This is a genomic window from Pseudomonas sp. GW821-FHT09D08 (genome assembly GCF_059416305.1).
Genome location: NZ_JBWKOX010000009.1, coordinates 1 through 26,205, shown reverse-complemented (window position 1 = coordinate 26,205; position 26,205 = coordinate 1). Strand labels below are relative to the sequence as shown.

Here is a 26,205-nt window from a genome sequence, read left to right as displayed (position 1 = left end):
TTACATCTGAACTGATACCCAAGCGGTCGAGCACTTCATGACTCCAGACCTCAACGCCTTTTATCTCGAAGGTCTTCTACTGGGCATCGGACTGTTCGCCGCTCCTGGACCGAAGGACACCCTGGTTATTCGCCAGGGTGTCAGTCGCAGTCCTGTCTGGGGTGTGGTGGCGGTATGCGTGTTCGCCGATATCATCCTCATCGCTCTTGGGGTCATGGGCTTGGGCTCGTTGCTCGGCAGCAAGCCGGGTCTGGTGGCGTTCCTGCTGCTGTCGGGAGCGGCTTATCTGTTGTGGTTTGGCGGGCAGCGGTTATTGGCTTGTGTGCGTAACCAGTCGATGCCAGACACTCGAAGCAACCTCTCCTCACAACGGGGATTGCTGCGCACGGCGGTGATACTTGGATTTGCCAATCCGTATGCTTGGCTGGATACCGTGGTGCTAATTGGCTCTATTGGTGCGGCAAAGCCCGTCAGCCAACAAGCGTTCTTTGCCGGCGGAGCAATGACCGCGTCGCTGGTGTGGTTTGTGGTTTTGGCGTTGGGATGCCAAAGGTTGACGGGGCTATTTCGTTCGGCAAAGGTCTGGCGTTTGTTGGACGCGGGCGTGGTGGTTTTGATGGTGTACCTGGCGGGTATGCTGATTGCTGATTTTCATCTGCTGCAGCGTCTCTGAACGGGAAAGCGCCCTCACCACAGGGGCCTTTCACTTCTATGGAGAAGGCGCAGCTCAGGCCAACCCGGACTCCACCAGCAGCGCCTCCAACCCCATCAAATCCGGCACCTTAGCCACATGTTCCCCCACCTGCACCGCCGCCAGTTCCAGCGGGCACAGCGACACGTCCACGTAGCTCAATTCGCTATCGAGCTTGTACGAGCGTGGAATCCCCTGGATCACCAGTGCAATAAACTTCAACGTCGGGCGCCCGCCCAGTGCATTCAACACCACGATCCGCGAGCGTTCGCCGGTCACGCTGGCCTCGCCGCATGCCGCTTCAAAGCTGATTAACGGGATTTGTCGATCCCGCCACGTCACTTGCCGCAAATACCACGGCGGTGCATCGCTGGCCGGTTCGCCGCGCTGGAAGTCGATCAACTCGGCGATGGCGACGTTGGGCAGTATCAGGTGGCGGTCGGCCAGGGGCAGGAGCAGGCCGGTGAGTTGGCTGGTACGGTGGTCAAGCACGGGATTTGCTCCAGTAGGCGATGCTTTCGAGCAGCACCGATTCCTGGTACGGCTTGCCCAGGTAGTCGTTGACGCCGATGGCCATGGCGCGGTCGCGGTGTTTCTGGCCGGTGCGGGAGGTGATCATGATGATCGGCAGGCGCATCAGCCGGGGGTCGTTGCGCACCTGGATGGCCACTTCGAAGCCGTCCATGCGCGGCATTTCGATGTCGAGCAGCATCAGGTCGGGGGTATGTTCCTCGAGCACGGCGAGGGCGTCGATGCCGTCCTTGGCGGTGAGTACGTTCATGCCGTTGCGCTCCAACAGGCGGCTGGTGACTTTGCGCACGGTGACCGAGTCGTCCACCACCAGCACCAGCAGCGGGCGTTTTTTCAGCGGGTCGTTGAGGATCAGCGGAGCATCCACCGCCTGGGCCGGCAAGGCCGGTTGCCGGGCGCGGATGTGCGCGAGCAGGTCGATGATCAACACCACGCGCCCATCCCCCAGGATGGTCGCGCCGGATAACCCCTGCACCCCGGAAAACTGCGGGCCCAGGCCCTTGACTACAATCTCCCGGGTGCCGGCCATGGCGTCCACATGCACCGCCACACGGCGCTCGTTGCACTGCACCAGCAACACCGGCACGGGTTGATACTGGCCCAGTAATTTCGGGCGACCGACGGTGTGCAGCAGGTCACCCAGGTAAAACAGCTCGTAGCGTTGGCCGGCATATTCATAACACGGCGGATCCTGCTGGTAGTGCCCCGCCAGCTCATGGGGCAGCACCCGCACCAGACCTTCGATGGTGTTGAGCGGGATCGCGTATTGATCGTCCGCGCAGTGCACCATCAACGCTCGGTTGACCGACACGGTAAACGGCAGGCGGATGCGAAAGTGCACGCCCTCCCCCGGTGTCGAGTCAATGAACATCGAGCCGCCGAGCTGGCGCACTTCTTCGTGCACCACGTCCATGCCCACGCCACGCCCGGAAATCTGCGTGATCTTTTCCGCCGTGGAGAACCCCGGCTGCAGGATGAACTGCAACACATCACGGTCGCTCATCTCTTGATGAGGGGCGAGCAAACCGCGCTTGATCGCCTTGCGCCGCACCGCGTCCAGAGGCACGCCGGCGCCGTCGTCGCGCATGTCGAAAACGATATCGCCGCCTTCGTGGGTCAGGTCCAGGGTGATGCGGCCCTTCTCCGGCTTGCCGGCCAGCAGCCGCGCATCGCGGGACTCCAGGCCATGGTCGACGGCGTTGCGCAGCATGTGTTCCAGCGGTGCCGCCATGCGCTCCAGCACATTGCGGTCCATCTCGCCCTCGGCATTGCCGACGATGAATTCCACGTCCTTGCCCAACTCGCCCGCGACCTGGCGCACGATGCGCTTGAGGCGCGGCAGCATGCGCTCGAAGGGCACCATGCGCGTGCGCATCAGGCCTTCCTGCAACTCGGTGTTGATGCGCGCCTGTTGCTGCAACAGGCCATGGGCGTCCTCGTTGCGGCGGTCGAGGGTGTCCTTGAGGTCGAGCAGGTCGGAGGCCGATTCCGACAGCGCCCGGGACAGTTGCTGCAACTGCGAATGACGGTCCATTTCCAGCGGGTCGAATTCTTCATAGCCCAGGCGCTCGGCCTCGGCCTGTTGACGACTGAGGATGCGCCCCTGGGTTTCAGTGTCGAGGCGGCGCAGTTGGTCGCGCATGCGTTCGATAGTGGTTTCCACCTCATGCAGGGCAATGCGTGCGTCGTTGACTTGCTGCTCGATACGGCCACGGAAGATCGAGGTCTCGCCGGCCAGGTTGACCAGGTCGTCCAGCAGTTCAGCGGAAATCTTCACCATGTCGGCGCCGGGATCAACCACCGCTTCGGCCTTGCCTGCGGGCAGCGCCACGGGCGTCACGGGCTCATCGCTGGGGTGCACCAGGCTCTTGATACGTTCGATGAGCTTGTCCACCGAACCCACCGGCAGCCCATCCGCCACGGCGTCGATCATCTGCGCCAGGCGGTCGTGGCAGCCCTGCAGCAACGCGAACAGTTCGGCGGACGGCGCGAGCAAACCGGCGGACAGCCCTTCGTAGAGAAATTCCAGCTCATGGGCCAGGTCACCGATCGGCCCGATCTCGACCATGCGCGCGCCGCCCTTGAGGGTGTGCAGGTCGCGCAGCAGGGTTTCGACTTCCTGGCGATTGTTAGGCTCGGCCTGCCAGCGCAGCAAGGCGCTGCCGGAGCTGTCGAGAATGTCGGCGGCTTCTTCGAGGAAGATGTCCAGCAACTCGGGGTCGGTGCCCGGCGTTTCCGCAGGTGGAGCGGCCTGTGCAGCCGGCATGCCGCCCTGGCGTAGCGCGCGCAACCGGGCGACCAGTTCGGCGCTGTCGCTCAAGGGTTGATGGTGCTGCAGTTCCTCCAGTTGCAGGGCCAGTCGCTCATGGCTGGCCATCAGCACCTGCGACAGCTCGCTGGAGTAGCTGTAGCGCCGATCCACCAGGCCTTCGTACAGGCACTCCAATTCATGGGCCAGGTCGGCCACCGGTCCGATGTCGGCCATGCGCGCGCCGCCCTTGAGGGTGTGCAGGTCGCGCTGCAGGGACGACAACGGCGCGGCACTGTCCGGCTCCAGCAGCCAGCGTTTCAGGGACTGCCCCGCACTGTCGAGGATATCCACGGCTTCTTCGAGGAAGATCTCCACGAGTTCATCGTCGATCCACGTTTCATCCTGCAGTTGCGCGGTGGCGGCGCCCAGTTCGGAGATGCTCAGGGCGCGGCTGCCGTCGCTTTTGATCAGGCCGGTGGCAGAAGGGTCCAGTGCATCGTCCAGCAGTTCGCGCAGGGCGTGTACACGTGCCGGAGCCGGGATGATTTCCTGGCCGGCGGCCAATTGATCGAGCATGCTGATCAGCGCCTCATGGGCCTGTTCGGCCTCATGGAAAAACCGCTCGCTGACCGCCAGGCTGCTTTCTTCCACGGCGCCGTAGAGGTCGAGCAAGGCTTCGCAGAGTTCATCGATGGCGTGCAGGTCAGCAACATGCGCGCCCTCCCCCAACGTAGTCAATTCATCCAGCAGCGCGGTGAGTTCCTGGCGTTCGCCGGGGTGCTGCTGCCAGCGGCGCAGCAGGCTTTCGGCGTCGAGCAGAATGTCCATGCCCTGGGCCAGGAAGTTGGCGATCAGTTGCGGGTCGCGCTTGATCCGCAACCCCGTGTTGGGGGCGTCGAGCAGCGCGGCCAGTTGATGGTCGAGCAGGGCCTGGGTCCGGCGGATCAAGTCATCCGCGCCCTTGATCGGCACCAGGGGATCGCGGTCCAGTTGACGCAACCCACGCTGGAACAGGCCTTCGGCTTCCAGCAGCAACTCGACTTCGTCCAGGTCCAGCGGCAGGCGATGGGCCTTGTATTCGCGGGTCAGGTGATCCAGTGGGCGCACCAACTCGGCGATCGGCAACACGCCGGCCATGTAGGCGCTGCCCTTGAGGGTGTGCAGGGCGCGTTGCAGTTCATCGCTGACTTGCAGCGGCACATGCTCGGCGGCCTGTTGCAGGAAGTGGTTGAGGCTGTCCAGATGGCTCTGGGCTTCGTTGCGGAAGATCTCCAGCAACATCGGATCGTGGGGTTCGGCGCCTGACCCTGCGGCGCCGTTGGCCCAGGCGTGGGCGCGAGCGGCCAGGGCGTCGACCTCATCGCGCTGGTGTTGCTCGCCCGTCGCGAAGTCGGCGATCAATGCCGGCAGCAGGGCCACGGCGTCATCCAGCACCTGTTGGATCTCGGGGCCTAGGGCCACGCTGCGCTCGAGCACACGGTTCAGCAGGTTTTCCACGGCCCAGGCCAGCTCCGCCAGCACCAGGGCGCGTACCATGCGGCCGCTGCCTTTCAGGGTGTGGAAAGCACGGCGCATTTCGCCCTGGGCGGTTTTGTCCGCGCTGTTGGGCAGGTGACGGTGCAGCACCTCAAGGACTTCCTCGGTTTCTTCGAGGAAGACATCGCGCAATTCATCGTCGATGGGCGCTTCATCGGCCGGCGGCGGCAGCAGGCTACCGGGGCGTTGCAAGGCCGGCGGATTGAGGCGCGACGTGGGGTTGGCCAGTGCGTCGAACTGCGACTGGCTGGGCGCAACCTCGCTCGACAGCGCGCCATCGGGTGCTGCCAGCGCCTGGCGCCAGGGTTTTTCGGCGGGCAGGTAGCCCAGCGCAGCCAGGCTTTGGGTGGCCATTTCCAACACCCGTTCACCGGCGGCGTCCGGGTCCTGGAGCATGCGTTCGAGGTAGTACTCCAGGCTGCTGATCACATCGGCGAAATGCCCCAGTTGCAGCTCCGACGGCGGGCTGTCGTTGACCATCAACTGTTCGTCGACGTAATCGGTGCAACCGCGCATCAGGCTGGCCGCGCGGGGCAAGGGGATCATCGCCAGCGCGCCGCGCACCTGGCTCAGCAGTTCCGGCAGGGATTCCAGGCGCTGGCGGTCCCAATCGGCTTCAATACAGTCGATCACCAGCTCCTTGGCTTGCTGCAGGCACTGGCAGGATTCGCGGATGACCAACTGGTGGATCTGGGTCAGGTCGGTGGTGGGCAGGCGGCTTTCTTCCTGGCCTTCCGGCTCGACGGTGCCGACCATTCCCGCCAGCGTGGCTTCCACATAGAGCAGCGCGCCGGCGACGTCCATCAACACCGCATCGTTGGGCTCGCGATGCCCCTGGGCCAGGCTCAATACCACCGCCAGCTGGTCGATGATGACTTTGCGCGGCTGGCCAAACCCCAGCACCGCGAGGGTATCGGCAATCTGTCGCAGGGGCGCCAGCAGCGCGTCGAGGTCGCTCGTGTGCTGGCGGTCGCTGCGCACGAACAGGTCGAGGCGCTCTTTGACCCGCACCAACTCTTCACACAACGCACCGAGCACCGAGCCCATGGCGTTGCGATCCGGCCCGGCAAGGCGCGCGCGTTCGGCGTCCACCACCGTGCTGTCGGGCAAGGCCTCATCCAGGCTGTAGCGCTCTTTCAGACTCTGCATGCGTGGGGTCGGTCGAGTGACTTTGGCAACGTAAAACAACAGGCTCTTGAGCAGTTCATCCGGTGCGGGCTGGTTGATCCCGCCGATGCCCTGGGCCAGCAGGCGCTTGAGCTGCTTGTCGCTGGCCTTGAGCAGGCTGCGCAGCGCCGGGCTGTTGGCGACCACGCCGGTGAGCATGCCCTCGACCAGCGCCGACGCCACTTGCCACAGCGGCAACAGCGGCGCGCCCTGGCACAGCGCCTCGAGGCGCGCAAACACCCGCGCCATGTCTTCCAGGTTGCTCGGCCCGTGGTCTTCACGCAGCAGCCCGGCGAGGGCTTGCTGCAACAGTTGATGCCACTGGCGCAGTTGCGCCTGAAGGTCGGTCGGCGCGCGTTGGGCCAGGGTGTCATCGGCAAGCGGCGCAATCGACAGCAGCGGCGGGCTGAACAAGCTGGTTTCCGACAGCAGGCTTTCGCCGTGGGCGCTGCGCAGGTCGTTGAGCAGCGGCAGCACCACCAGCGGTAAATCACGGCGGGCGCTGTGCACCCGGTCAAGGTACAACGGCAGTTGGCCCAGGGCCTGTTGCAGCAGGCGGATACTTTCCTCGCGCTGGCCGACATGCCCGGCCTGGAGCGCCAGGGCCAGCTCCTCGATCTCTTCAGCCAGCAGCGCCGCGCCGTAGAACTCGACCATTTGCAGCGCACCATGCACCTGGTGGATAGCGTCCAGGCACTGGCTGATCACGCCATCGTCGTGGGTCTCGACAAATGCATCCAGCGCCGAACGGGCCTGTTTCAGGGTTTCGGCAATGTCGCCCTTGACCCATTCGAGGGCCACGTAGTCGTGCCGATCAACCATAACTGCTCCGCTTAGAATTCGTGGGTTGCCTGGATCTCAAAGCCAATAGAGATCTAGTGTGGGAGGGGGCAAGCCCCTCCCACATTTTGACTGCATTTCAATCATCAACCTGTTTGGCCGCAGGCAGGGTGAAACCCGACACCGACCTGCGCAACTGGCTGGCCATCTTCGCCAAGTTGCCGATGCTCTCGGCGGTAGCGGTGGAGCCCGACGACGTCTGCGTGGTGATCTGCTGGATCACGTTCATGGTCAGGGAGATCTGCCCCGCCGATGAGGTCTGTTGCTGCGCCGCGTTGGAGATGCTCTGGATCAGCGCGGCCAGGGTTTTCGATACGCCTTCGATCTCTTCCAGCGCCACCCCGGCGTCCTGGGCCAGCCGTGCACCGCGCACCACTTCGGTGGTGGTCTGTTCCATGGAGATGACGGCTTCGTTGGTGTCGGCCTGGATCGCGCGCACCAGGGTTTCAATCTGCCGGGTGGCCGCCGACGAACGCTCGGCCAGCCGTTGCACTTCATCGGCCACCACCGCAAAGCCGCGCCCGGCATCCCCGGCCATGCTCGCCTGGATCGCGGCGTTGAGGGCGAGGATGTTGGTCTGGTCGGCAATGTCGTCGATCAGGCTGACGATGTCGCCAATCTCCTGGGACGACTCGCCCAGGCGCTTGATGCGCTTAGCGGTGTCCTGGATCTGTTCGCGAATATTGTCCATGCCGTGGATGGTGTTGTGCACCACCTCGTTGCCTTTGTTGGCGATTTCTACCGAACGTTCCGCCACCGCCGAGGATTCGGCCGCGTTGGCCGACACCTGGTCGATGGACTGGGCCATCTGGTTGATCGCGGTGGAAGCTTCGGCGATCTGCTGGGCCTGATGCTCGGAGGCCTGGGCCAGGTGCATGGCGGTGGCCTGGGTCTCTTGCACGGCACCCGCCACCTGCCCGGCGGTGAGGTTGATGGTGGCCACCAGGTCGCGCAGTTGGTCCACGGAATAGTTGATGGAGTCGGCGATGGTGCCGGTGAAGTCTTCAGTCACCGAGGCGGTCACGGTGAGGTCGCCGTCGGCCAGGTCTTCGATTTCATCGAGCAGGCGCATGATCGCGTTCTGGTTGCGCTCGTTCTTCTCGGCGGTCTCGTGCAGTTGGCGGTTGGTTTCGCGCACCATCACCAGGCCGATCAGGATGATCGAGGCCAGCGCCAACAGGCCCAGCACATAGCCGCCGATGGTGTCGAAGCTGCGTCCGCTGGCGAGGTTTTCAAAACCGGTGGCCAGGTGCGAGGCTTCATCGAGCAGGGTTTGCGACAGGTTGAAAATATTGCTCGCCGAGGCGCGGACCTGGAACAACTGCGGCGAGGTTTCGAGGATTTCATCCACGGAGCCGGAGACAAACTCGAACAGCTCGGCGATTTCCGCCAGCCGCGCGCGGGCATCACGGTCTTCGACCTGGGTGATGCGCAGCCCGGGGTTGCCGTTGAGCATGCCATTGAGCACCTGCCCGAAGCGATTGGCATCGCGGCCAAAGGTGTCGGCGGCCTGGACGGCGGTTTCGTCACCGGCCAGCACCGTGTTGACCGCGCCCAGGATACGCTCGGCCAGCAGCGACTGGCGCTGGGCCAAGGCCACCTGGCTGGCCGGCGCGCCGCGTTGCAGCAGGATGTCGACGACCTTTTCCGACTCCATCTGCAATTGCGGTACGGTTTCGGCGAGGGTCGCGGCCACTTGGTGCAGGGACAACACGGTCTGTTCGCTGGCGAGGATCGCGTCGGTGTTTTTCAGCAGCGCCTCCCAGTCGGTCTGCACCGCGCGCATTTCGGCACGGACCGCACTGGGCGCAGCGGGCAGGCCGGTTTCCGGGTCGCCTTTTTTCAGGTAGCCCCAGCGTCGGGCAAAGTCGTTGCGCGCATCGCCCAACAGCTTGAATGCGGCGGCCTTGCCGGCGGCGGCCTCGGTAGCATTCTTGGCAATGCGTTGGGACAGCACGCGCAGTTCACCGGCGTGGCCGATGTACTGTTTGTCGTAGGTGGACTGGGTGTTGAGGTACGCGAAGTTGGCGAACAGCAGCATGATGAACACGATCAGCGCGATAAACAGCACGATGATCTGTGAGCGGCTGCGCGAGCCGGCCAAGGGTTTGGGCGTAGTAGCGGTGGTCATGCGGCGACATCCATGAAGCCTGGGGCCTGGGCCAGGGCGAAGGGGCTGAAGACCTGCCACAGCGGCTCGCCGTCGAATTGGCCCTGGATAAATGGCGCGCCGGGGCTGGGGCTCGCCAGCAAGGCGTCTTGTGCAAAATGCTGCATCCCCACCACCTCGTCTACCAGCAGCCCGACAAACAGATCGTTGTATTCCACCACCAGCACCCGCCGTTGCTTGCGCGCCTTGGACAGCTCAAGGCCAAGGAAGCCGCCGAGGTCCATCACCGGCAGCAAACGCCCGCGCAGGTTAGCAACACCCTTGACCCAGGCCTTGACCCCGGGCATTAAAGTGCAGCGCGGCTCATGCAGGACTTCGGCGACTTCGCCCATGGGCGCGACATACCAATGCTGCCCCAGGCGAAAGCCAATCCCGCTCCAGCGTTGCAGGCGGGTTTCCTGGGATGGCAGGTCGGCGGCCAGCAGGCGGCAGCGGCGGTCGATGTCCAGCAGCAACTCGAAGGCGGTTTGCGACTCGGTCATGATGGCGTGCCGTCAGCCGGCCAGCACCTTGTTCAGGGTGGCGATCAGGGTGTCCTCGTCCACAGGCTTGGTCAGGTAATCCTTGGCACCCTGGCGTGCGCCCCAGATCTTGTCGGTCTCCTGATCCTTGGTGGTGATGATGATGATCGGGATGCCGTTGGTTTCCGGCTCCTTGGACAGCTGTCGGGTGGCCTGGAAGCCATTGAGGCCCGGCATCACGATGTCCATCAGCACGGCGTCGGGCTTTTCCTGGCGGGCCAGGGCCACGCCGTCGGCGCCGTTCTCGGCCTTGAGGACCTGGTGGCCGTGCTTTTCCAGCATGCCGGTCAGTTTGTACATTTCGGTCGGCGAATCGTCGACGATCAGAACACGTGCCATGGTTTTCCCCACTACATTGGTCGGCACCGGCCCTTGTGAGGCGGCGTCAGTGTGCTTGTTCCACTGCGGCGAACCCGGGCACATAGGCCTTGATCGCACTCAGCAGCTCTTCCTTGCTGAAAGGCTTGGTCAAAAACTGATCGACACCCACGATGCGCCCCTTGGCCTTGTCGAACAGGCCGTCCTTGGAGGACAGCATGATCACCGGGATCGACTTGAACACCGGGTTGTTCTTCACCAGGGCGCAGGTCTGATAGCCATCCAGGCGCGGCATCATGATGTCGACAAAGATAATGTGCGGGTGATGATCCACAATCCGGGCCAGGGCATCGAAACCGTCGATGGCCGTGATGACATCGCAGCCCACGTTCTTCAACAGCGTCTCGGCGGTGCGGCGGATCGTCTTCGAGTCGTCGATCACCATCACTCTCAAGGCGTTGGAATGCTGTTCCATATCTGCTCTACCATCGCCACAGCGAATCGGTTTTCGGTGTGTACTGCCTGATGTTGCACAGGATGAGCGCCGCAGGCCTTGGAATTCAAGGGCTGCTGCGCCGTGGCAGTCTTTTTAGCACAGTCTCGGGGAGCAATCTATCGAGGCACCCGCCCGGTGGTTTTTCCTTGACCCACAACAGCCGCAGCGCCACTCTGACGCCACTTTTATGCGCCCCAATTTTGCTAGAGGAAATCCCCCATGAGCGTTCGCGTCGGCATTGTCATGGACCCTATCGCCAGCATTTCCTATAAAAAGGACAGCTCGCTGGCCATGCTCCTGGCCGCCCAGGCCCGCGGCTGGAGCCTGTTCTATATGGAACAGCGCGACCTTTACCAGGGCGACGGCGAGGCCCGTGCACGCATGCGCCCGCTGCAGGTGTTTGCCAACCCCGAGAAGTGGTTCGAACTGCAGGACGAAATCGACAGCCCCCTGAGCGACCTCGACGTGATCCTGATGCGCAAGGACCCGCCGTTCGACATGGAGTTCGTCTACTCCACCTACCTGCTGGAGCAGGCCGAGCGTGCCGGGGTGCTGATCGTCAACAAGCCGCAAAGCCTGCGCGACTGCAATGAAAAGCTGTTCGCCACGTTGTTCCCGCAGTGCACACCGCCCACCGTGGTCAGCCGTCGCGCCGACGTGCTGCGTGAATTTGCCGCCAAACACGGTGATGTGATCCTCAAGCCGCTGGACGGCATGGGTGGCACCTCGATCTTCCGTCACCGCGCCGGCGACCCGAACCTGTCGGTGATCCTCGAAACCCTGACCGCCCTGGGCACCCAGCAGATCATGGGCCAGGCCTACCTGCCGGCGATCAAGGACGGCGACAAACGCATCCTGATGATCGACGGCGAGCCGGTGGATTACTGCCTGGCGCGTATTCCGGCGGCGGGCGAGACCCGTGGCAACCTGGCAGCCGGTGGTCGTGGCGAAGCGCGGCCGTTGTCCGACAAGGACCGCTGGATCGCCAGCCAGGTTGGCCCGACCCTGCGGGAAAAGGGTTTGCTGTTTGTCGGCCTTGACGTGATTGGTGAAAACCTCACCGAAATCAACGTCACCAGCCCGACCTGCATTCGCGAGATCGACAACGCATTTGGCACGAACATCGGCGAAATGTTGATGGCCGCCATCGAGCGCAAGCTGCAAGCCAAGTGACATAGAACAGCCGGACACACACCAACATTGCGTTATCATGCGCGACCTGTGAAACGCGCGATGTTGGTTTTTTTGTCATGACACTCCCGTCCGATCTGCCCTCCGAACTCTCCCACAGCGGCGTGCGCCCGGCTGATCGGCTCGGATTTACCCTGTTCCTGGCCGCATTGATTCACTTGGCCTTGATCCTCGGCGTGGGTTTCACCATGGTCGAGCCCAAGCAGATCACCAAGACCCTGGAAATCACCCTCGCCACGTTCAAAAGTGAAAAGAAGCCCGAGAAGGCGGATTTTCTCGCCCAGAACAACCAGCAGGGCAGTGGCACCCTGGACAAGAAGGCGATCCCCAAGACCACCGAAGTGGCGCCCTTCCAGGACAACAAGGTCAATAAGGTCACACCGCCGCCGGCGCCCAAGCCTGAAGTCAAACAGGCCACGCCCAAGCCCACGGTGACCACCGTCGCACCCAAGCCGCAAAAAGCCCCAGTCCAGCGCGAGAAAACCAAGACCGAGCCGCAACCCGAGCCCGTGAAGCCGGCGCCGACGTTCGACAGTTCGACACTGTCCGACGAAATTTCCAGCCTGGAGGCCGAACTGGCCCATGAACAACAGCTGTACGCCAAGCGCCCACGCATTTACCGCCTGAACGCCGCCTCGACCATGCGCGACAAGGGCGCCTGGTATAAGGACGAGTGGCGTAAGAAGGTCGAGCGCATCGGTAACCTCAACTACCCGGAAGAGGCTCGGCGCCAGCAGATCTACGGCAATTTGCGCCTATTGGTGTCGATCAACCGCGACGGCACCTTATATGAAGTGCAGGTGCTGGAATCGTCCGGTCAGCCGCTGCTGGACCAGGCCGCCCAACGCATCGTGCGCCTGGCAGCGCCCTTTGCCCCGTTTACCGGGGACTTGAACGATGTGGACCGTCTGGAAATCATCCGCACCTGGAAGTTTGCCAAGGGTGATCGCCTTTCCAGCAACTGAACGCGCCGTCCTACAGAAAAGCCGACAGCACTGTATTCGGGTCACGTCCAGCTTGTCAGTTCGCCCCTCCAACGCCACACTAGCGGACATGAAAAATGTCAGCCCGACCTACCTCAAGCACCAATTCCTGATCGCCATGCCCCATATGGCCGACCCGAACTTTGCGCAGACCTTGACCTACATCGTCGAGCACACGGCCAATGGTGCCATGGGGCTGGTGGTGAACCGCCCGCAGGCGCTGAACCTGGCCGATATCCTTGAACAACTGCGCCCGGAGGTCGACCCGCCGGCCCGTTGCCAGGGCGTGCCGATCTACATCGGCGGGCCGGTGCAGACCGATCGCGGCTTTGTGCTGCACCCCACCGGGCCGAAGTTCCAGGCCACGGTGGACCTGGACGGAGTCTCGCTGTCCACCTCCCAGGACGTGTTGTTCGCCATCGCCGACGGCGTGGGCCCTGAACAAAGTGTGATCACCCTGGGTTACGCCGGCTGGGAAGCCGGGCAACTGGAAGCCGAACTGGCCAGCAATGCCTGGCTGACCTGCCCGTTCGATGCCGACATCCTGTTCAACACCGCAAGCGAACTGCGCCTGGAAGCCGCCGCGGCCAAGCTGCGGGTCAACCTCAGCCTGCTGACCAGCCAGGCGGGGCACGCCTGATGGCCTTGCGTCTGATCCTCGGTTTTGACTACGGCACCAAGCAGATCGGCGTAGCGGTCGGCCAGGTCATCACCGGCCAGGCCCGCGAGCTGTGCACCCTCAAGGCCCAGAACGGCATACCGGACTGGAACCAGGTCGAAGCCCTGATCAAAGAGTGGAAGCCCGATGCCGTAGTGGTCGGCCTGCCCCTGAACATGGACGGCACTCCCAGCGACATGTGCCTGCGCGCCGAAAAGTTCGCCCGCCGTCTTAACGGCCGCTACAACCTGCCCTTCTATACCCACGATGAACGCCTGACCACCTTTGAAGCCAAGGGCGAGCGCCGTGACCGTGGCGGCCAGAAAGGCAGCTACCGCGACAACCCGGTGGACGCCATCGCCGCCGCCTTGCTGTTACAGGGCTGGCTGGACGAAAACACTGCTTTATTTGAATCCTGACTGACGCGGCTTGCCTGTCGCTTTTTGTAGGAGCGAGCTTGCTCGCGAAAAACGTCAACGATAACGCATGAAACCTGGATGAACACGGTGCCTGTGAGTTCTTCGCGAGCAAGCTCGCTCCTACACACTATCGCCTGCCTTGAAGGAGCCACCATGAGTCTGCCAAACCCCGCCGAACTGATCCGCCAGATGGCGGTTAGCCTCAAGACGCACCTGGAACACCGTGGCATCAGCGAACCGCGCTTTATCGGCATTCGCACCGGTGGTGTGTGGGTCGCCCAAGCGTTGCTGGACGAACTGGGCAGCGACTCACCCTTGGGTACCCTGGACGTGTCCTTCTACCGCGACGACTTCAGCCAGAACGGCCTGCACCCACAAGTGCGCCCGTCCGCCCTGCCGTTCGAGATTGAAGGCCAGCACCTGGTGCTGATCGACGACGTGCTGATGAGCGGCCGTACCATCCGCGCCGCCATGAATGAACTGTTCGATTACGGGCGCCCGGCCAGCATCACCCTGGTCTGCCTGCTGGACCTGGACGCAGGCGAACTGCCCATCAGCCCGGACGTGGTTGGCGCCACGCTGTCCCTTGAGGCCAGCCAGCGAGTAAAATTGTCCGGTCCCACGCCGCTCGAACTCGAACTGCAAGACCTTGCCCTTTAAACCGCCTTGTAAAGAGTCCCCGCGATGACGCCTCTAGATGCCAAGCGCCCGCTGCAGCTCAATGCTCAGGGCCAGTTGCAACACTTCTTGTCCCTCGACGGTTTGCCCCGCGAACTGCTCACCGAGATCCTCGACACCGCCGACTCGTTCCTCGAGGTTGGCGGCCGGGCGGTGAAGAAAGTCCCGTTGCTGCGCGGCAAGACCATCTGCAACGTGTTCTTCGAGAACTCCACCCGTACACGCACCACCTTTGAACTGGCGGCCCAACGGCTGTCGGCCGACGTGATCACGCTGAACGTGTCCACCTCGTCGGCGAGCAAGGGCGAGACCCTGCTCGACACCCTGCGCAACCTGGAAGCGATGGCCGCCGACATGTTCGTGGTGCGCCACGGCGACTCCGGTGCCGCCCACTTCATTGCCGAGCACGTGTGCCCGCAGGTGGCGATCATCAACGGCGGCGACGGCCGTCACGCCCACCCGACCCAGGGCATGCTCGACATGCTCACCATACGTCGGCACAAGGGCAGCTTTGAAAACCTCTCGGTGGCCATCGTCGGCGACATCCTGCACTCGCGGGTGGCACGCTCGAACATGCTGGCCCTGAAAACCCTGGGTTGCCCGGACATCCGCGTGATCGCACCGAAAACCCTGCTGCCCATCGGCATCGAGCAATACGGCGTGAAGGTCTACACCGACATGACCGAAGGCCTCAAGGATGTGGACGTGGTGATCATGCTGCGCCTGCAACGCGAACGCATGTCGGGTGGCCTGCTGCCGAGCGAAGGCGAGTTCTACCGTCTGTTCGGCCTGACCACCGCACGCCTGGCCGGCGCTAAGCCGGACGCCATCGTGATGCACCCGGGGCCGATCAACCGAGGCGTGGAGATTGAGTCGGCGGTGGCCGACGGCAGCCAGTCGGTGATTCTCAACCAGGTCACGTATGGCATCGCCGTGCGCATGGCGGTGTTGTCCATGGCCATGAGCGGGCAAACCGCGCAACGTCAATTCGAGCAGGAGAAGGCCCAGTGAAGCTCAGCATTCTCGGCGCCCGAGTCATCGATCCGGCCAGTGGCCTGGATCAGGTTACCGATCTGCACCTGGAGGCCGGCCGGATCATCGCCATCGGTACCGCGCCCGGTGCTTTCAGCCCCAGCGAGACCATCGACGCCAAAGGCCTGGTGGCCGCGCCCGGCCTGGTGGACCTGAACGTCGCCCTGCGCGAGCCGGGCTTCAGCCGCAAAGGCAATATCACCAGCGAGACCCGCGCGGCCGCAGCCGGTGGCGTCACCAGCCTGTGCTGCCCACCGCACACCAAGCCGGTGCTCGACACGTCGGCCGTGACCGAGCTGATCCTCGACCGTGCCCGTGAGGCCGGCAATTGCAAAGTGTTCCCCATCGGCGCCCTGAGCAAAGGCCTGGAAGGCGAACAACTCGCCGAACTGATCGCCCTGCGCGATGCCGGTTGCGTGGCGTTCGGCAACGGCCTGGAGAGTTTCCACAGCACCCGCACCCTGTGCCGCGCCCTGGAATACGCGGCCACCTTCGATTTGACGGTGATCTTCCACTCCCAGGACCGCGACCTGGCCGAAGGCGGCCTGGCCCATGAAGGTGCGGTCGCCAGCTTCCTCGGCTTGCCGGGCATTCCGGAAACCGCTGAAACCGTAGCCCTGGCCCGTGACCTGCTGCTGGTGGAACAAAGCGGCGTGCGTGCGCACTTCAGCCAACTGACCAGCGCCCGGGGCGTGGCCCTGATCGCCCAGGCCCAGGCCCGTGGCCTGCCGGTGACGGCAGACGTGGCGTTGTATCAGTTGCTGCTGACGGATGAGGCGCTGATCGACTTCTCCAGCCTTTACCACGTGCAACCGCCGCTGCGCACATTGGCCGATCGTGACGGTTTGCGTGCGGCAGTCAAATCCGGTGTGGTCTCGGCGATTTCCAGCCACCACCAGCCCCATGAGCGCGATGCCAAGCTGGCGCCGTTCGGCGCGACAGAGCCGGGCATCAGCAGCGTGGAGCTGTTGCTGCCGCTGGCGATGACGTTGGTGGAAGACGGTTTGCTGGACCTACCGACACTGCTGGCACGCCTGAGTGCAGGCCCGGCCGAGGCCTTGCGCCTGCCGGCGGGCAAGCTGGCGGTGGGGTCGGCGGCGGATCTGGTGCTGTTTGACCCGGCCGGCTCCACGGTTGCGGGCGAGCACTGGCTGTCCAAGGGTGAGAACTGCCCGTTCATCGGCCATAGCCTGCCGGCGAGCGTGCGCTACACCTTGGTGGATGGGCGCATCAGCTACCAAGCTTGAGCCATTAAAAACTGTAGGAGCGAGCTTGCTCGCGAAGAACGTTAACGATAACGCAGCGCTATCAGGTAGCCCGCATTGTCTATTCGTTCTTCGCGAGCAAGCTCGCTCCTACAGGTTATTTATGATCTACCGGCCGCCATTGCGCTCGGCATTGCGGATCGAAACCTGGGTATTCAACGTCCAGAAGTCATACAGCACCCCCACCAGGAACAAGCCGCCGGTCAGCAGGTAGATCAGGCCGGTGATCCATTTGCCCTGGTACATGCGGTGCACGCCGAACACCCCCAGAAACGCCAACAGAATCCACGCCACGTTGTATTCGATAGGCCCAGCGGTAAAACGCAGGTCCGCTTCACGGTCCATGGCCGGAATCAGGAACAGGTCGATCAGCCAGCCGATCCCCAGCAAGCCGAGGGTGAAAAACCAGATCGTTCCAGTGACCGGCTTGCCGTAATAGAAACGATGTGCCCCGGTAAACCCGAAAATCCAGAGCAGGTAACCGATCACCTTGCTGTGGGTGTCTTGCTGCGGACCAACCTGTTGATAGGTGTTCATGGCGTACCTCTTTTGCTTCGATAGATAAATTTTTTCACTTTCTTTGTGACTTTTTTACAGGCGCCCGACGTACGGCAAATGGTATCTTCCCTCCCCTGAAAGCCTTATGCCACCTGACTTGTGTAGGACAATCGCGGCGAATCGTCGCGTTTTTCCTGAGTTTGACCCCAAGGTTCAGTCGACAAACGGCCTGAGAACGACACAAAAAGCTGTTATAAAGTTGCGCGCAAACCCATAAGAGCCACGCCTAATGCGACCATTTTTAAAGACATGGCTAACCATTTGCCTATTAATGCCACTGGCCGCCCACGCCACCAATCGTGAGCAACGACTTCCGAACGTCAACGGTTTCACCCCTAAAGTCCACAGCGCGCCCAGCACTGCCAAATCGGCAAAGCCGACCGTCAGCCGCCCGACTCAACTGAGCAAGGCCCACGGTAAAGCAGTTCCAGGCCTGATGGCAGTCAACACCAAGCAAAGCAGCACCGTCCTCAGCCGCGCCGTAAACGTGCTCGGTACTCCTTATCGTTGGGGCGGCAGCAGCCCAAGTAAAGGGTTCGACTGCAGCGGCCTGGTGAAATATGCGTTTAACGACGTAGCGGCCGTGGATCTGCCGCGCACCTCCAACGCCATGGCCGCCGGTCACGGGCAGAAGGTTGAGCGCAAGGACCTGAAACCGGGTGACCTGTTGTTCTTCAAACTGAAGAGCCGCCAGGTGAACCACGTAGCCATCTACCTGGGCAACGACCGCTTCATCCACGCACCGCGTCGTGGCAAGTCGGTCAGCATCGACACGCTGAAAAAGCCGTTCTGGGACAAGAACTACGTGATTGCCAAGCGGGTTCTGCCGAAAGAGCAGAACACCTTGCGGGTAGTACAACGCTGATCTGAAGCTGGAATGCAGTAGTACATGTGGGAGGGGGCTTGCTCCCGATAGCAGTGGGCCAGGTACAGATAAGCTGACTGATCCACCGCTATCGGGAGCAAGCCCCCTCCCACATTCGATTTGTGTCGTCCACAACCCCTCAGATATCCCCAGGCACCCTCGCCTTCTCCCGCGCCTCTTCCCGGCTGATCACGCCTTCCGTGACCAACGCCTTCAAGCTCATATCCAGCGTTTTCATACCCAACGCACCGCCGGTCTGAATCGCCGAGACGATCTGCGCCACTTTGTCCTCGCGGATCAAATTTCGAATGGCCGGCGTGCCCAGCATGATTTCATGGGCCGCCACCCGCCCGCCGCCAACCTTCTTGACCAGCACCTGGGACACCACCGCCTGCAGCGACTCCGACAGCATCGAGCGGACCATGGCCTTTTCCCCCGCCGGGAACACGTCCACCAGCCTGTCCACGGTCTTTGCCGCCGAGGTGGTGTGCAGGGTGCCAAATACCAGATGCCCGGTCTCAGCCGCCGTCAGGGCCAGGCGGATGGTTTCCAGGTCGCGCAGTTCGCCCACCAGGATCACGTCGGGGTCTTCGCGCAGCGCCGAACGCAAGGCCAGCGAGAAACTGTGGGTGTCGCGATGCACCTGGCGCTGGTTGATCAGGGCGATTTTCGGCGTGTGGATAAACTCGATGGGGTCTTCCAGCGTGAGGATGTGCTGGCGCCGATGCTGATTGAGGTAATCGATCATCGCCGCCAGGGTAGTGGACTTGCCGGAGCCGGTGGGGCCCGTCACCAGCACCAGGCCACGCGGCAACTGGGCAATACGCCGGAATACCTCCCCCAGGCCGAGGTTTTCCAGGCTCTGGACCTTGCCCGGGATGGTGCGAAACACCGCGCCCATGCCGCGATCCTGCTGGAATACGTTCGCCCGGAACCGCGCCACGCCCGGCAACTCGAAGGCAAAATCCGTTTCAAGAGATGTTTCGAAATCCTTTTGTTGGTAGCGGTTGAGCAAAGGGCTCAATAAATCCGCCACTTGCGGGGGTGAAAGCACTGGCCAATCCAATGGCCAGACTTCGCCATCAATGCGCAGCATGGGCGCCACACCGGCCGACAAATGCAGGTCGGAAGCGCCGCGACGCACGCCGGCCTCCAGTAATTCAGTGATATCCATAGGGCTTTCCATTTCCAGTAGAATGCCGCGGACTCCATATCCACGGGCGCATCTTGAATGTCGACGATAGCAGACAACATCGGCCAGGTTAGCCAGCGCATCCGCGCCGCAGCCGACGCCGTGCAACGTGACGCAAGCAGCATCCATCTGCTGGCCGTGAGCAAGACCAAACCCGCCCAAGCCGTGCGTGAAGCCTATGCCGCCGGGGTGCGTGATTTTGGCGAAAACTACCTGCAGGAAGCCCTGGGCAAGCAGGCCGAATTAACCGACCTGCCCTTGAGTTGGCACTTCATCGGCCCCATTCAATCGAACAAGACTCGCGCCATCGCCGAGAATTTCGCTTGGGTGCATTCCGTGGACCGTCTCAAAATTGCACAACGCCTGTCCGAGCAACGCCCGGCCGAGCTGCCACCGCTGAATATCTGCATCCAGGTCAATGTCAGTGGCGAGGCCAGCAAGTCCGGCTGCACCCCCGCCGACCTGCCGGCCCTGGCCAACGCCATCAGCGCCCTGCCGCGCTTGAAGCTGCGGGGCCTGATGGCGATTCCCGAGCCGACGGACGATCGTGCCGAACAAGACGCCGCGTTTTCCAGCGTGCGCGACCTGCAAAACAGCCTGAACCTGCCGCTCGACACACTTTCCATGGGCATGAGTCACGACCTTGAGTCGGCCATCGCCCAGGGCGCCACCTGGGTGCGGATCGGTACCGCCCTGTTTGGCGCCCGCGACTACGGCCAGCCATGAAATGGCTGACATCCATCTAAGTAAGGACCTGTCATGAGCAACACGCGTATTGCCTTTATCGGCGCCGGCAACATGGCGGCCAGCCTGATCGGCGGCCTGCGGGCCAAGGGCCTGGAAGCGGCGCAGATCCGCGCCAGCGATCCGGGCGCCGAGACCCGTGCCCGCGTCAGCGCCGAGCACGGTATCGAAACCTTCGCCGATAACGCCGAAGCCATCCAAGGTGTCGATGTGATCGTGCTGGCGGTCAAGCCACAGGCCATGAAGGCCGTGTGCGAAAGCCTGCGCCCAAGCCTGCAGCCGCACCAACTGGTGGTGTCGATCGCCGCCGGCATCACCTGCGCCAGCATGAACAACTGGCTCGGTGCCCAGCCGATCGTACGTTGCATGCCCAACACCCCGGCGCTGCTGCGCCAGGGTGTGAGCGGTTTGTACGCCACCCACGAGGTGACCGCCGAGCAATGTGACCAGGCCCAGGAACTGCTGTCTGCCGTGGGCATCGCCCTGTGGCTGGAACAGGAGCAGCAACTGGACGCGGTCACCGCCGTCTCGGGCAGCGGCCCGGCTTACTTCTTCCTGCTGATCGAGGCCATGACCGCCGCCGGCGTGAAACTGGGCCTGCCGCAGCAAGTCGCCGAGCAACTGGCCGAGCAAACCGCCCTGGGCGCCGCGAAAATGGCTGTCTCCAGTGAAGTGGACGCTGCCGAGTTGCGCCGCCGCGTCACTTCCCCCGGCGGCACCACGCAGGCTGCCATCGAATCGTTCCAGGCCGGGGGCTTTGAAGCCCTGGTGGAAAAAGCACTGGGTGCCGCAGCACATCGTTCGGCTGAAATGGCCGAGCAGCTGGGCAAATAGTCGTCCCCCTACGAAGGAATAAATGATGCTTGGACTCAATGACGCCGTCATCTTCATCATCCAGACCTTGGGCAGCCTGTACCTGCTGATCGTGCTGATGCGTTTTATCCTGCAACTGGTGCGGGCGAACTTCTACAACCCGCTGTGCCAATTCGTGGTGAAGGCCACGCAACCGCTGCTCAAGCCCCTGCGCCGGGTGGTCCCGAGCATGTTCGGCCTGGACATGTCGTCGCTGGTGCTGGCATTGCTGCTGCAGATCCTGCTGTTCGCGCTGGTCCTGATGCTCAAGGGCTACCTGCCTTACACCGTGCTGCTGTTGCCATGGGCACTGATCGGGATCTTCTCGTTGTTTTTGAAGATCATCTTCTGGTCGATGATCATCAGCGTGATCCTGTCCTGGGTCGCACCGGGTAGCCGCAGCCCAGGTGCCGAGCTGGTGTCTCAGATCACCGAGCCGGTGCTCGCGCCGTTCCGTCGCTGGGTGCCCAACCTCGGCGGCCTGGATATTTCGCCGATCTTCGCGTTTATCGCGATCCAGCTGATACAAGGCTGGGGCATCCCGTACCTGGCTGACTTCGCGAACATGCCCAAGTTACTGTTCGGGCTGATCTGACAGGCGAAGCAAATGCAGGAGGGGCGGTGCGACGATTCGACCGGCCCCTTCCCACATTTGGCCTTTGCTTGCCGCTGGGTGCATCGGTCTTTAGACTTACGCCTCATTTAAACGAGAGCAGGGTCGATGCCAACTGCCTTCCCCCCCGATTCTGTTGGACTGGTCGTGCCCCAAGTGGCGCACTTCAGCGAACCGCTGGCCCTGGCCTGTGGTCGTTCGCTGCCTGCCTATGACCTGATTTATGAAACCTACGGCCAACTGAACGCCACGGCGAGCAACGCCGTGCTGATCTGCCACGCCCTCTCCGGCCATCATCACGCCGCTGGTTTCCACAGCGTTGACGAGCGCAAGCCTGGCTGGTGGGACAGTTGCATCGGCCCCGGCAAGCCCATCGACACCAATAAGTTCTTTGTCGTCAGCCTGAACAACCTCGGCGGCTGCAACGGTTCCACCGGCCCCAGCAGCCTCAACCCGGAAACCGGCAGACCGTTCGGCGCCGACTTCCCGGTACTCACCGTGGAAGACTGGGTGCACAGCCAGGCGCGCCTCGCCGACCTGCTGGGTATCCGACAATGGGCCGCCGTGATCGGCGGCAGCCTGGGCGGCATGCAGGCCCTGCAATGGACCATCACGTATCCGGATCGCGTGCGCCATTGCCTGGCCATCGCCTCGGCGCCCAAATTGTCGGCGCAGAACATCGCCTTCAACGAAGTAGCACGCCAGGCCATCCTCACCGACCCCGAGTTCCACGGCGGTTCGTTCCAGGAAGCCGGTGTGATCCCCAAGCGCGGCTTGATGCTGGCGCGAATGGTCGGACACATCACCTACCTGTCCGATGACTCCATGGGCGAGAAATTCGGCCGTGGCCTCAAGAGCGAGAAGCTCAACTATGACTTCCACAGCGTCGAGTTCCAGGTGGAAAGCTACCTGCGTTATCAGGGCGAGGAGTTCTCCGGGCGTTTCGACGCCAACACCTACCTGCTGATGACCAAGGCCCTGGACTACTTCGACCCGGCAGCCAACCACGACGATGACCTGGCGAAAACCTTCGAGGGCGCCACGGCCAAGTTCTGCGTCATGTCGTTCACCACCGACTGGCGCTTCTCGCCGGCCCGCTCCCGAGAGCTGGTGGATGCGCTGATGGCGGCCAAGAAAGACGTCTGCTACCTGGAGATCGATGCACCGCAAGGCCATGACGCCTTCCTGATTCCGATCCCGCGCTACCTCCAGGCTTTCAGCAACTACATGAACCGCATTACTTTGTGAGAACGCCATGAGAGCCGACCTGGACATCATCCAAGACTGGATCCCCGCCGGCAGCCGCGTGCTCGACCTGGGCTGCGGCGATGGCGAACTGCTGAGCTGGCTGCGCGACAACAAGCAAGTCACCGGCTACGGCCTGGAAAACGACCCGGACAACATCGCCCAGTGCGTGGCCAAGGGCATCAACGTGATCGAGCAGGACCTGGACAAGGGCCTGGGCAACTTCGCCAGCAACAGCTTCGATATCGTGGTGATGACCCAGGCCCTGCAAGCGGTGCACTACCCGGACCGCATCCTCGACGAAATGCTGCGCGTGGGTCGCCAGTGCATCATCACCTTCCCCAACTTCGGGCACTGGCGCTGCCGCTGGTACCTGGCGACCAAGGGCCGCATGCCGGTCTCGGATTTCCTGCCGTACACCTGGTACAACACGCCGAACATCCACTTCTGCACCTTCGAAGACTTCGAAGCCCTGTGTGGCGAGCGTGAAGCCAAGGTGATCAACCGCCTGGCCGTCGATCAACAGCATCGTCACGGCTGGGCAAGCAAGCTATGGCCCAATCTGTTGGGCGAAATTGGTATCTATCGGGTCAGCAGCCCTGGCTTGACGGATCACAAGATTGCCGTCTAATCATTTTCAAGAGGGACGATCATGAGTCGCTTGGCTATTTTTCTACTGACTGCATGCCTGGGCGCCAGCGCCATGGCGGCGGACACTATCGACGCTAATCGCAAGAAAGACTTCGGTGATATCACCGTTCATTACAACACCTTCACCTCCAGCTTCCTGCAGCCGGAAACCGCCCAGAAAGTCGGCGTGGTGCGCAGCAAGGAGAAGGGCTTGATCAATGTGACCGTGATCAAGGGCGTAACCCCGGTGGCAGCGCAGGTGACAGGCACCATCAAGGACCTGGGCGGCAAGAGCGAGATCCTGACGTTCAAGCAAATCGACGAGAAAGGCGGGATCAATTACCTCGCGCCGTACTCCGTGACGCAGCGGGAATACAAGACGTTTACCATCAATGTGGAAACCGGCGGCAAAGCCCATAGCTTCCAATTCAACCAGGAACTGTTTCCGGCGGAATGATGAACCTTACTCAACTCGTACTGGCCAGCCATAACGCCGGCAAGCTCAAAGAACTCCAGGCCATGCTCGGCGAGTCCGTGCAACTGCGCTCGATTGGCGAGTTCAGCCAGGTGGAGCCGGAAGAGACCGGCCTGTCGTTCGTCGAGAACGCCATCCTCAAGGCGCGCAATGCCGCACGCATCTCGGGCCTTCCGGCGCTGGCGGATGACTCGGGGCTGGCAGTGGACTTTCTTGGCGGCGCCCCTGGCATCTATTCGGCGCGTTATGCCGACGGCAAGGGCGACGCGGCCAACAACGCCAAGTTGCTGGACGCGCTCAAGGACGTGCCGGACGCGATGCGCGGCGCGCAGTTCGTCTGTGTGCTGGCCTTGGTACGGCATGCCGATGACCCGCTGCCGATCCTCTGCGAAGGCCTGTGGCACGGGCGCATCCTGCACGCGGCCAGCGGTGAGCACGGTTTTGGCTATGACCCGCTGTTCTGGGTGCCGGAGCGCAATGTCTCCAGTGCCGAATTGAGCCCGGCCGACAAGAACCAGATCAGCCACCGTGCCCGCGCAATGGATTTGCTGCGCCAGCGCCTGGGCTTGAAATGACCCGGAACACCTCCGCGCAGCCGCTGATCCACGGTGGCGCGCAAACACCTCGGGCGGCGCTGCCGGTGCTGCCGCCCCTGGCGCTGTACATCCACATCCCGTGGTGCGTGCGCAAATGCCCTTACTGCGACTTCAACTCCCACACCGCCAGCAAGGTGCTGCCGGAAGAAGAGTATGTGGACGCCTTGCTGGCCGACCTCGATCAGGACCTGCACGCGGTGTATGGGCGCGAACTGAGTTCGATCTTCTTCGGCGGCGGCACGCCAAGCCTGTTCAGCGCTGCGGCGCTGGGCCGATTGCTCAAAGGAGTGGAAGCACGCATCCCGTTTGCCGCCGACATCGAGATCACCCTGGAAGCCAACCCCGGCACGTTCGAGCAAGAGAAGTTCGTCGCCTACCGCGCGCTGGGGATCAACCGGCTGTCCATCGGCATCCAGAGCTTCCAGCAGGCAAAGCTTGAGGCCCTGGGCCGCATCCATAACGGCGACGAAGCCGTACGCGCCGCAGGGATGGCGCGCCAGGCCGGGTTCGACAACTTCAACCTGGACCTGATGCACGGCTTGCCCGACCAGTCCCTGGACGATGCCTTGAGCGACCTGCGCCAGGCCATCGCGCTCAAACCCACACACCTGTCCTGGTACCAGTTGACCCTGGAACCCAACACCGTGTTCTGGAACCAGCCGCCCGCGCTGCCGGAAGACGATACCCTGTGGGACATCCAGGAAGCCGGCCAGGCGCTGCTGGCCGAACACGGTTACGCACAATACGAAGTGTCGGCCTACGCCCAGCCCGGGCGCCCGGCGCGACATAACCTCAACTACTGGAGCTTCGGTGACTTTATCGGCATCGGCGCCGGGGCCCACGGCAAGCTCAGCCATCCGGACGGGCGCATTGTGCGCACCTGGAAGACCCGCGCGCCGAAGGACTACCTCAACCCGGCCAAAAGCTTCCAGGCCGGGGCGAAGGAGCTGACCAACGAAGAGTTGCCGTTCGAGTTCCTGATGAACGCCCTGCGCCTCACCGAGGGCGTCGACGCCACGCTCTACGCCGAACGCACCGGCCTCGACCTGGCGAGCCTCGACGAGGCGCGGCGCGAGGCAGAACAAAGTGGCTTAATGCAGGTCGAACCGTCACGCCTGGCGGCCACCGATCGCGGGCAACTCTTTCTCAATGACCTGTTGCAGAAGTTTTTGAGCTGATCGCTCTAAGGAAATCGAATGGATCTGGTACTCGACCTGCTCGCCACCGTATCCCGCTGGAGCCGCAGCAACCTATCGGAAATCTCCCTGGCCCTTGTGGGCTGTTTGCTGGTGCTGTTTGGCGCCGACATCAAGGGCTGGGTCGAAGCACGCCTGGGCAGCGTTGCCGGCGCGTTGCGCGTACCGTTGATGGCCTTGCTGTGCATGATCGGCAGTGGTGCCGCGCTGATCTACGCCACGCCGTGGATTGTGCGGGGATTGAGCCAGTTCAATAACTACAGCCTGGCGCCGGTGCTGGTGGTGGTGCTGGTGCTGATTGGCGTCGTCGCCGATCGCCGCTGACCTCAAATCCAACACAAAACAACTGTGGGAGGGGGCTTGCCACCGATAGCGGTGGATCAGTCACTTTGATGTCGACTGACCCTCAGCTATCGGGGTGTAGAACCGTAGACATCGTTTACATCTGAAACCGGGGACATCGTTTACACATTTGAGGCCTGGACGCGGGTC

The 26,205-nt window shown here is 62.7% G+C and carries 26 protein-coding genes; 18 read left to right on the top strand and 8 right to left on the bottom strand.

From position 1 onward, the window contains the following. Positions 1-37 precede the first annotated feature (37 nt). Entirely contained in the window at positions 38-673 is a 636-nt protein-coding gene (locus AC07OP_RS17015) for a LysE/ArgO family amino acid transporter (protein WP_495102037.1), read from the top strand. Positions 674-727: 54 nt separating this feature from the next. Here AC07OP_RS17015 and AC07OP_RS17010 read toward each other — a convergent pair whose 3' ends face one another. The 6 genes from AC07OP_RS17010 to pilG form a co-directional block, all read right to left on the bottom strand. Further along, positions 728-1,183 (bottom strand): chemotaxis protein CheW, encoded by a 456-nt coding sequence (locus AC07OP_RS17010; RefSeq protein WP_495102038.1) that lies wholly within the window; start codon positions 1,181-1,183, stop codon positions 728-730. After that, complete coding sequence (locus AC07OP_RS17005; RefSeq protein WP_495102039.1) at positions 1,176-6,998, bottom strand: Hpt domain-containing protein; 5,823 nt, start codon at positions 6,996-6,998, stop codon at positions 1,176-1,178. Before AC07OP_RS17005 ends, AC07OP_RS17010 begins: the two co-directional genes overlap by 8 nt. Before the next feature lie 97 nt (positions 6,999-7,095). Continuing rightward, a complete protein-coding gene (locus AC07OP_RS17000; RefSeq protein WP_115485583.1) occupies positions 7,096-9,147 on the bottom strand; it encodes a methyl-accepting chemotaxis protein in 2,052 nt (683 codons plus the stop codon). Continuing rightward, complete coding sequence (locus AC07OP_RS16995) at positions 9,144-9,668, bottom strand: chemotaxis protein CheW (RefSeq protein ID WP_065938125.1); 525 nt, start codon at positions 9,666-9,668, stop codon at positions 9,144-9,146. Before AC07OP_RS16995 ends, AC07OP_RS17000 begins: the two co-directional genes overlap by 4 nt. A 12-nt stretch (positions 9,669-9,680) precedes the next feature. Further along, the gene (gene pilH, locus AC07OP_RS16990; RefSeq protein WP_003234583.1) at positions 9,681-10,046 is read right to left on the bottom strand and encodes a twitching motility response regulator PilH; all 366 of its coding nucleotides are present in this window, start codon (positions 10,044-10,046) and stop codon (positions 9,681-9,683) included. Between the two features lie 46 nt (positions 10,047-10,092). Then, the gene (gene pilG, locus AC07OP_RS16985) at positions 10,093-10,500 is read right to left on the bottom strand and encodes a twitching motility response regulator PilG (RefSeq protein WP_027606081.1); all 408 of its coding nucleotides are present in this window, start codon (positions 10,498-10,500) and stop codon (positions 10,093-10,095) included. Between the two features lie 240 nt (positions 10,501-10,740). On the opposite strand from pilG, the gene gshB reads away from it, so the two are divergent. From gshB to AC07OP_RS16950, 7 genes are all read left to right on the top strand, one after another. Beyond that, positions 10,741-11,694 carry a glutathione synthase gene (gene gshB, locus AC07OP_RS16980; RefSeq protein WP_065923845.1) on the top strand — a complete coding sequence of 318 codons (954 nt, stop codon included), beginning with the start codon at positions 10,741-10,743 and terminating at the stop codon, positions 11,692-11,694. A 77-nt stretch (positions 11,695-11,771) separates the two neighbouring features. Next, on the top strand, positions 11,772-12,677 hold the full coding sequence (locus tag AC07OP_RS16975) for an energy transducer TonB (protein WP_495102040.1): 906 nt from the start codon (positions 11,772-11,774) through the stop codon (positions 12,675-12,677). Between the two features lie 88 nt (positions 12,678-12,765). Then, positions 12,766-13,335 carry a YqgE/AlgH family protein gene (locus AC07OP_RS16970; RefSeq protein ID WP_027606084.1) on the top strand — a complete coding sequence of 190 codons (570 nt, stop codon included), beginning with the start codon at positions 12,766-12,768 and terminating at the stop codon, positions 13,333-13,335. Then, complete coding sequence (gene ruvX / locus AC07OP_RS16965) at positions 13,335-13,772, top strand: Holliday junction resolvase RuvX (RefSeq protein ID WP_005792259.1); 438 nt, start codon at positions 13,335-13,337, stop codon at positions 13,770-13,772. The genes AC07OP_RS16970 and ruvX overlap by 1 nt, the downstream gene beginning before the upstream one ends. A 153-nt stretch (positions 13,773-13,925) precedes the next feature. After that, positions 13,926-14,432 (top strand): bifunctional pyr operon transcriptional regulator/uracil phosphoribosyltransferase PyrR, encoded by a 507-nt coding sequence (pyrR, locus tag AC07OP_RS16960; protein ID WP_065923847.1) that lies wholly within the window; start codon positions 13,926-13,928, stop codon positions 14,430-14,432. A gap of 24 nt (positions 14,433-14,456) precedes the next feature. Continuing rightward, positions 14,457-15,461: an aspartate carbamoyltransferase catalytic subunit gene (locus AC07OP_RS16955; RefSeq protein ID WP_027606086.1), complete on the top strand. Its 1,005-nt coding sequence runs from the start codon at positions 14,457-14,459 to the stop codon at positions 15,459-15,461. After that, positions 15,458-16,729, top strand: a complete 1,272-nt coding sequence (locus AC07OP_RS16950; protein ID WP_495102041.1) for a dihydroorotase — start codon at positions 15,458-15,460, stop codon at positions 16,727-16,729. The genes AC07OP_RS16955 and AC07OP_RS16950 overlap by 4 nt, the downstream gene beginning before the upstream one ends. Positions 16,730-16,855: 126 nt before the next feature. Here AC07OP_RS16950 and AC07OP_RS16945 read toward each other — a convergent pair whose 3' ends face one another. Continuing rightward, positions 16,856-17,284 (bottom strand): NINE protein, encoded by a 429-nt coding sequence (locus tag AC07OP_RS16945; RefSeq protein ID WP_027606088.1) that lies wholly within the window; start codon positions 17,282-17,284, stop codon positions 16,856-16,858. Positions 17,285-17,534: 250 nt separating this feature from the next. On the opposite strand from AC07OP_RS16945, the gene AC07OP_RS16940 reads away from it, so the two are divergent. Then, positions 17,535-18,170, top strand: coding sequence for a C40 family peptidase (locus AC07OP_RS16940; RefSeq protein WP_065938120.1), 636 nt, complete (start codon positions 17,535-17,537; stop codon positions 18,168-18,170). Positions 18,171-18,309: 139 nt separating this feature from the next. Here AC07OP_RS16940 and AC07OP_RS16935 read toward each other — a convergent pair whose 3' ends face one another. Beyond that, positions 18,310-19,344, bottom strand: a complete 1,035-nt coding sequence (locus tag AC07OP_RS16935; protein ID WP_495102042.1) for a type IV pilus twitching motility protein PilT — start codon at positions 19,342-19,344, stop codon at positions 18,310-18,312. 57 nt (positions 19,345-19,401) lie between these two features. On the opposite strand from AC07OP_RS16935, the gene AC07OP_RS16930 reads away from it, so the two are divergent. From AC07OP_RS16930 to AC07OP_RS16890, 9 genes are all read left to right on the top strand, one after another. Continuing rightward, positions 19,402-20,088 (top strand): YggS family pyridoxal phosphate-dependent enzyme, encoded by a 687-nt coding sequence (locus tag AC07OP_RS16930; protein WP_495102043.1) that lies wholly within the window; start codon positions 19,402-19,404, stop codon positions 20,086-20,088. 33 nt (positions 20,089-20,121) lie between these two features. Further along, positions 20,122-20,940: a pyrroline-5-carboxylate reductase gene (proC, locus tag AC07OP_RS16925; protein WP_495102044.1), complete on the top strand. Its 819-nt coding sequence runs from the start codon at positions 20,122-20,124 to the stop codon at positions 20,938-20,940. 25 nt (positions 20,941-20,965) lie between these two features. After that, the gene (locus AC07OP_RS16920; protein ID WP_065938117.1) at positions 20,966-21,553 is read left to right on the top strand and encodes a YggT family protein; all 588 of its coding nucleotides are present in this window, start codon (positions 20,966-20,968) and stop codon (positions 21,551-21,553) included. 126 nt (positions 21,554-21,679) lie between these two features. After that, positions 21,680-22,819, top strand: coding sequence for a homoserine O-succinyltransferase MetX (gene metX / locus AC07OP_RS16915; protein WP_027606094.1), 1,140 nt, complete (start codon positions 21,680-21,682; stop codon positions 22,817-22,819). A 7-nt stretch (positions 22,820-22,826) separates the two neighbouring features. Beyond that, positions 22,827-23,447, top strand: coding sequence for a methionine biosynthesis protein MetW (gene metW / locus AC07OP_RS16910; RefSeq protein ID WP_017735309.1), 621 nt, complete (start codon positions 22,827-22,829; stop codon positions 23,445-23,447). Between the two features lie 21 nt (positions 23,448-23,468). Further along, the gene (locus AC07OP_RS16905; protein ID WP_027606095.1) at positions 23,469-23,903 is read left to right on the top strand and encodes a DUF4426 domain-containing protein; all 435 of its coding nucleotides are present in this window, start codon (positions 23,469-23,471) and stop codon (positions 23,901-23,903) included. Then, positions 23,900-24,496 carry an RdgB/HAM1 family non-canonical purine NTP pyrophosphatase gene (gene rdgB / locus AC07OP_RS16900; RefSeq protein ID WP_027606096.1) on the top strand — a complete coding sequence of 199 codons (597 nt, stop codon included), beginning with the start codon at positions 23,900-23,902 and terminating at the stop codon, positions 24,494-24,496. The genes AC07OP_RS16905 and rdgB overlap by 4 nt, the downstream gene beginning before the upstream one ends. Then, entirely contained in the window at positions 24,493-25,695 is a 1,203-nt protein-coding gene (gene hemW / locus AC07OP_RS16895; protein ID WP_495102045.1) for a radical SAM family heme chaperone HemW, read from the top strand. Before rdgB ends, hemW begins: the two co-directional genes overlap by 4 nt. Before the next feature lie 18 nt (positions 25,696-25,713). Then, on the top strand, positions 25,714-26,037 hold the full coding sequence (locus tag AC07OP_RS16890; RefSeq protein ID WP_010207241.1) for a DUF3392 domain-containing protein: 324 nt from the start codon (positions 25,714-25,716) through the stop codon (positions 26,035-26,037). Positions 26,038-26,205: the final 168 nt, after the last annotated feature.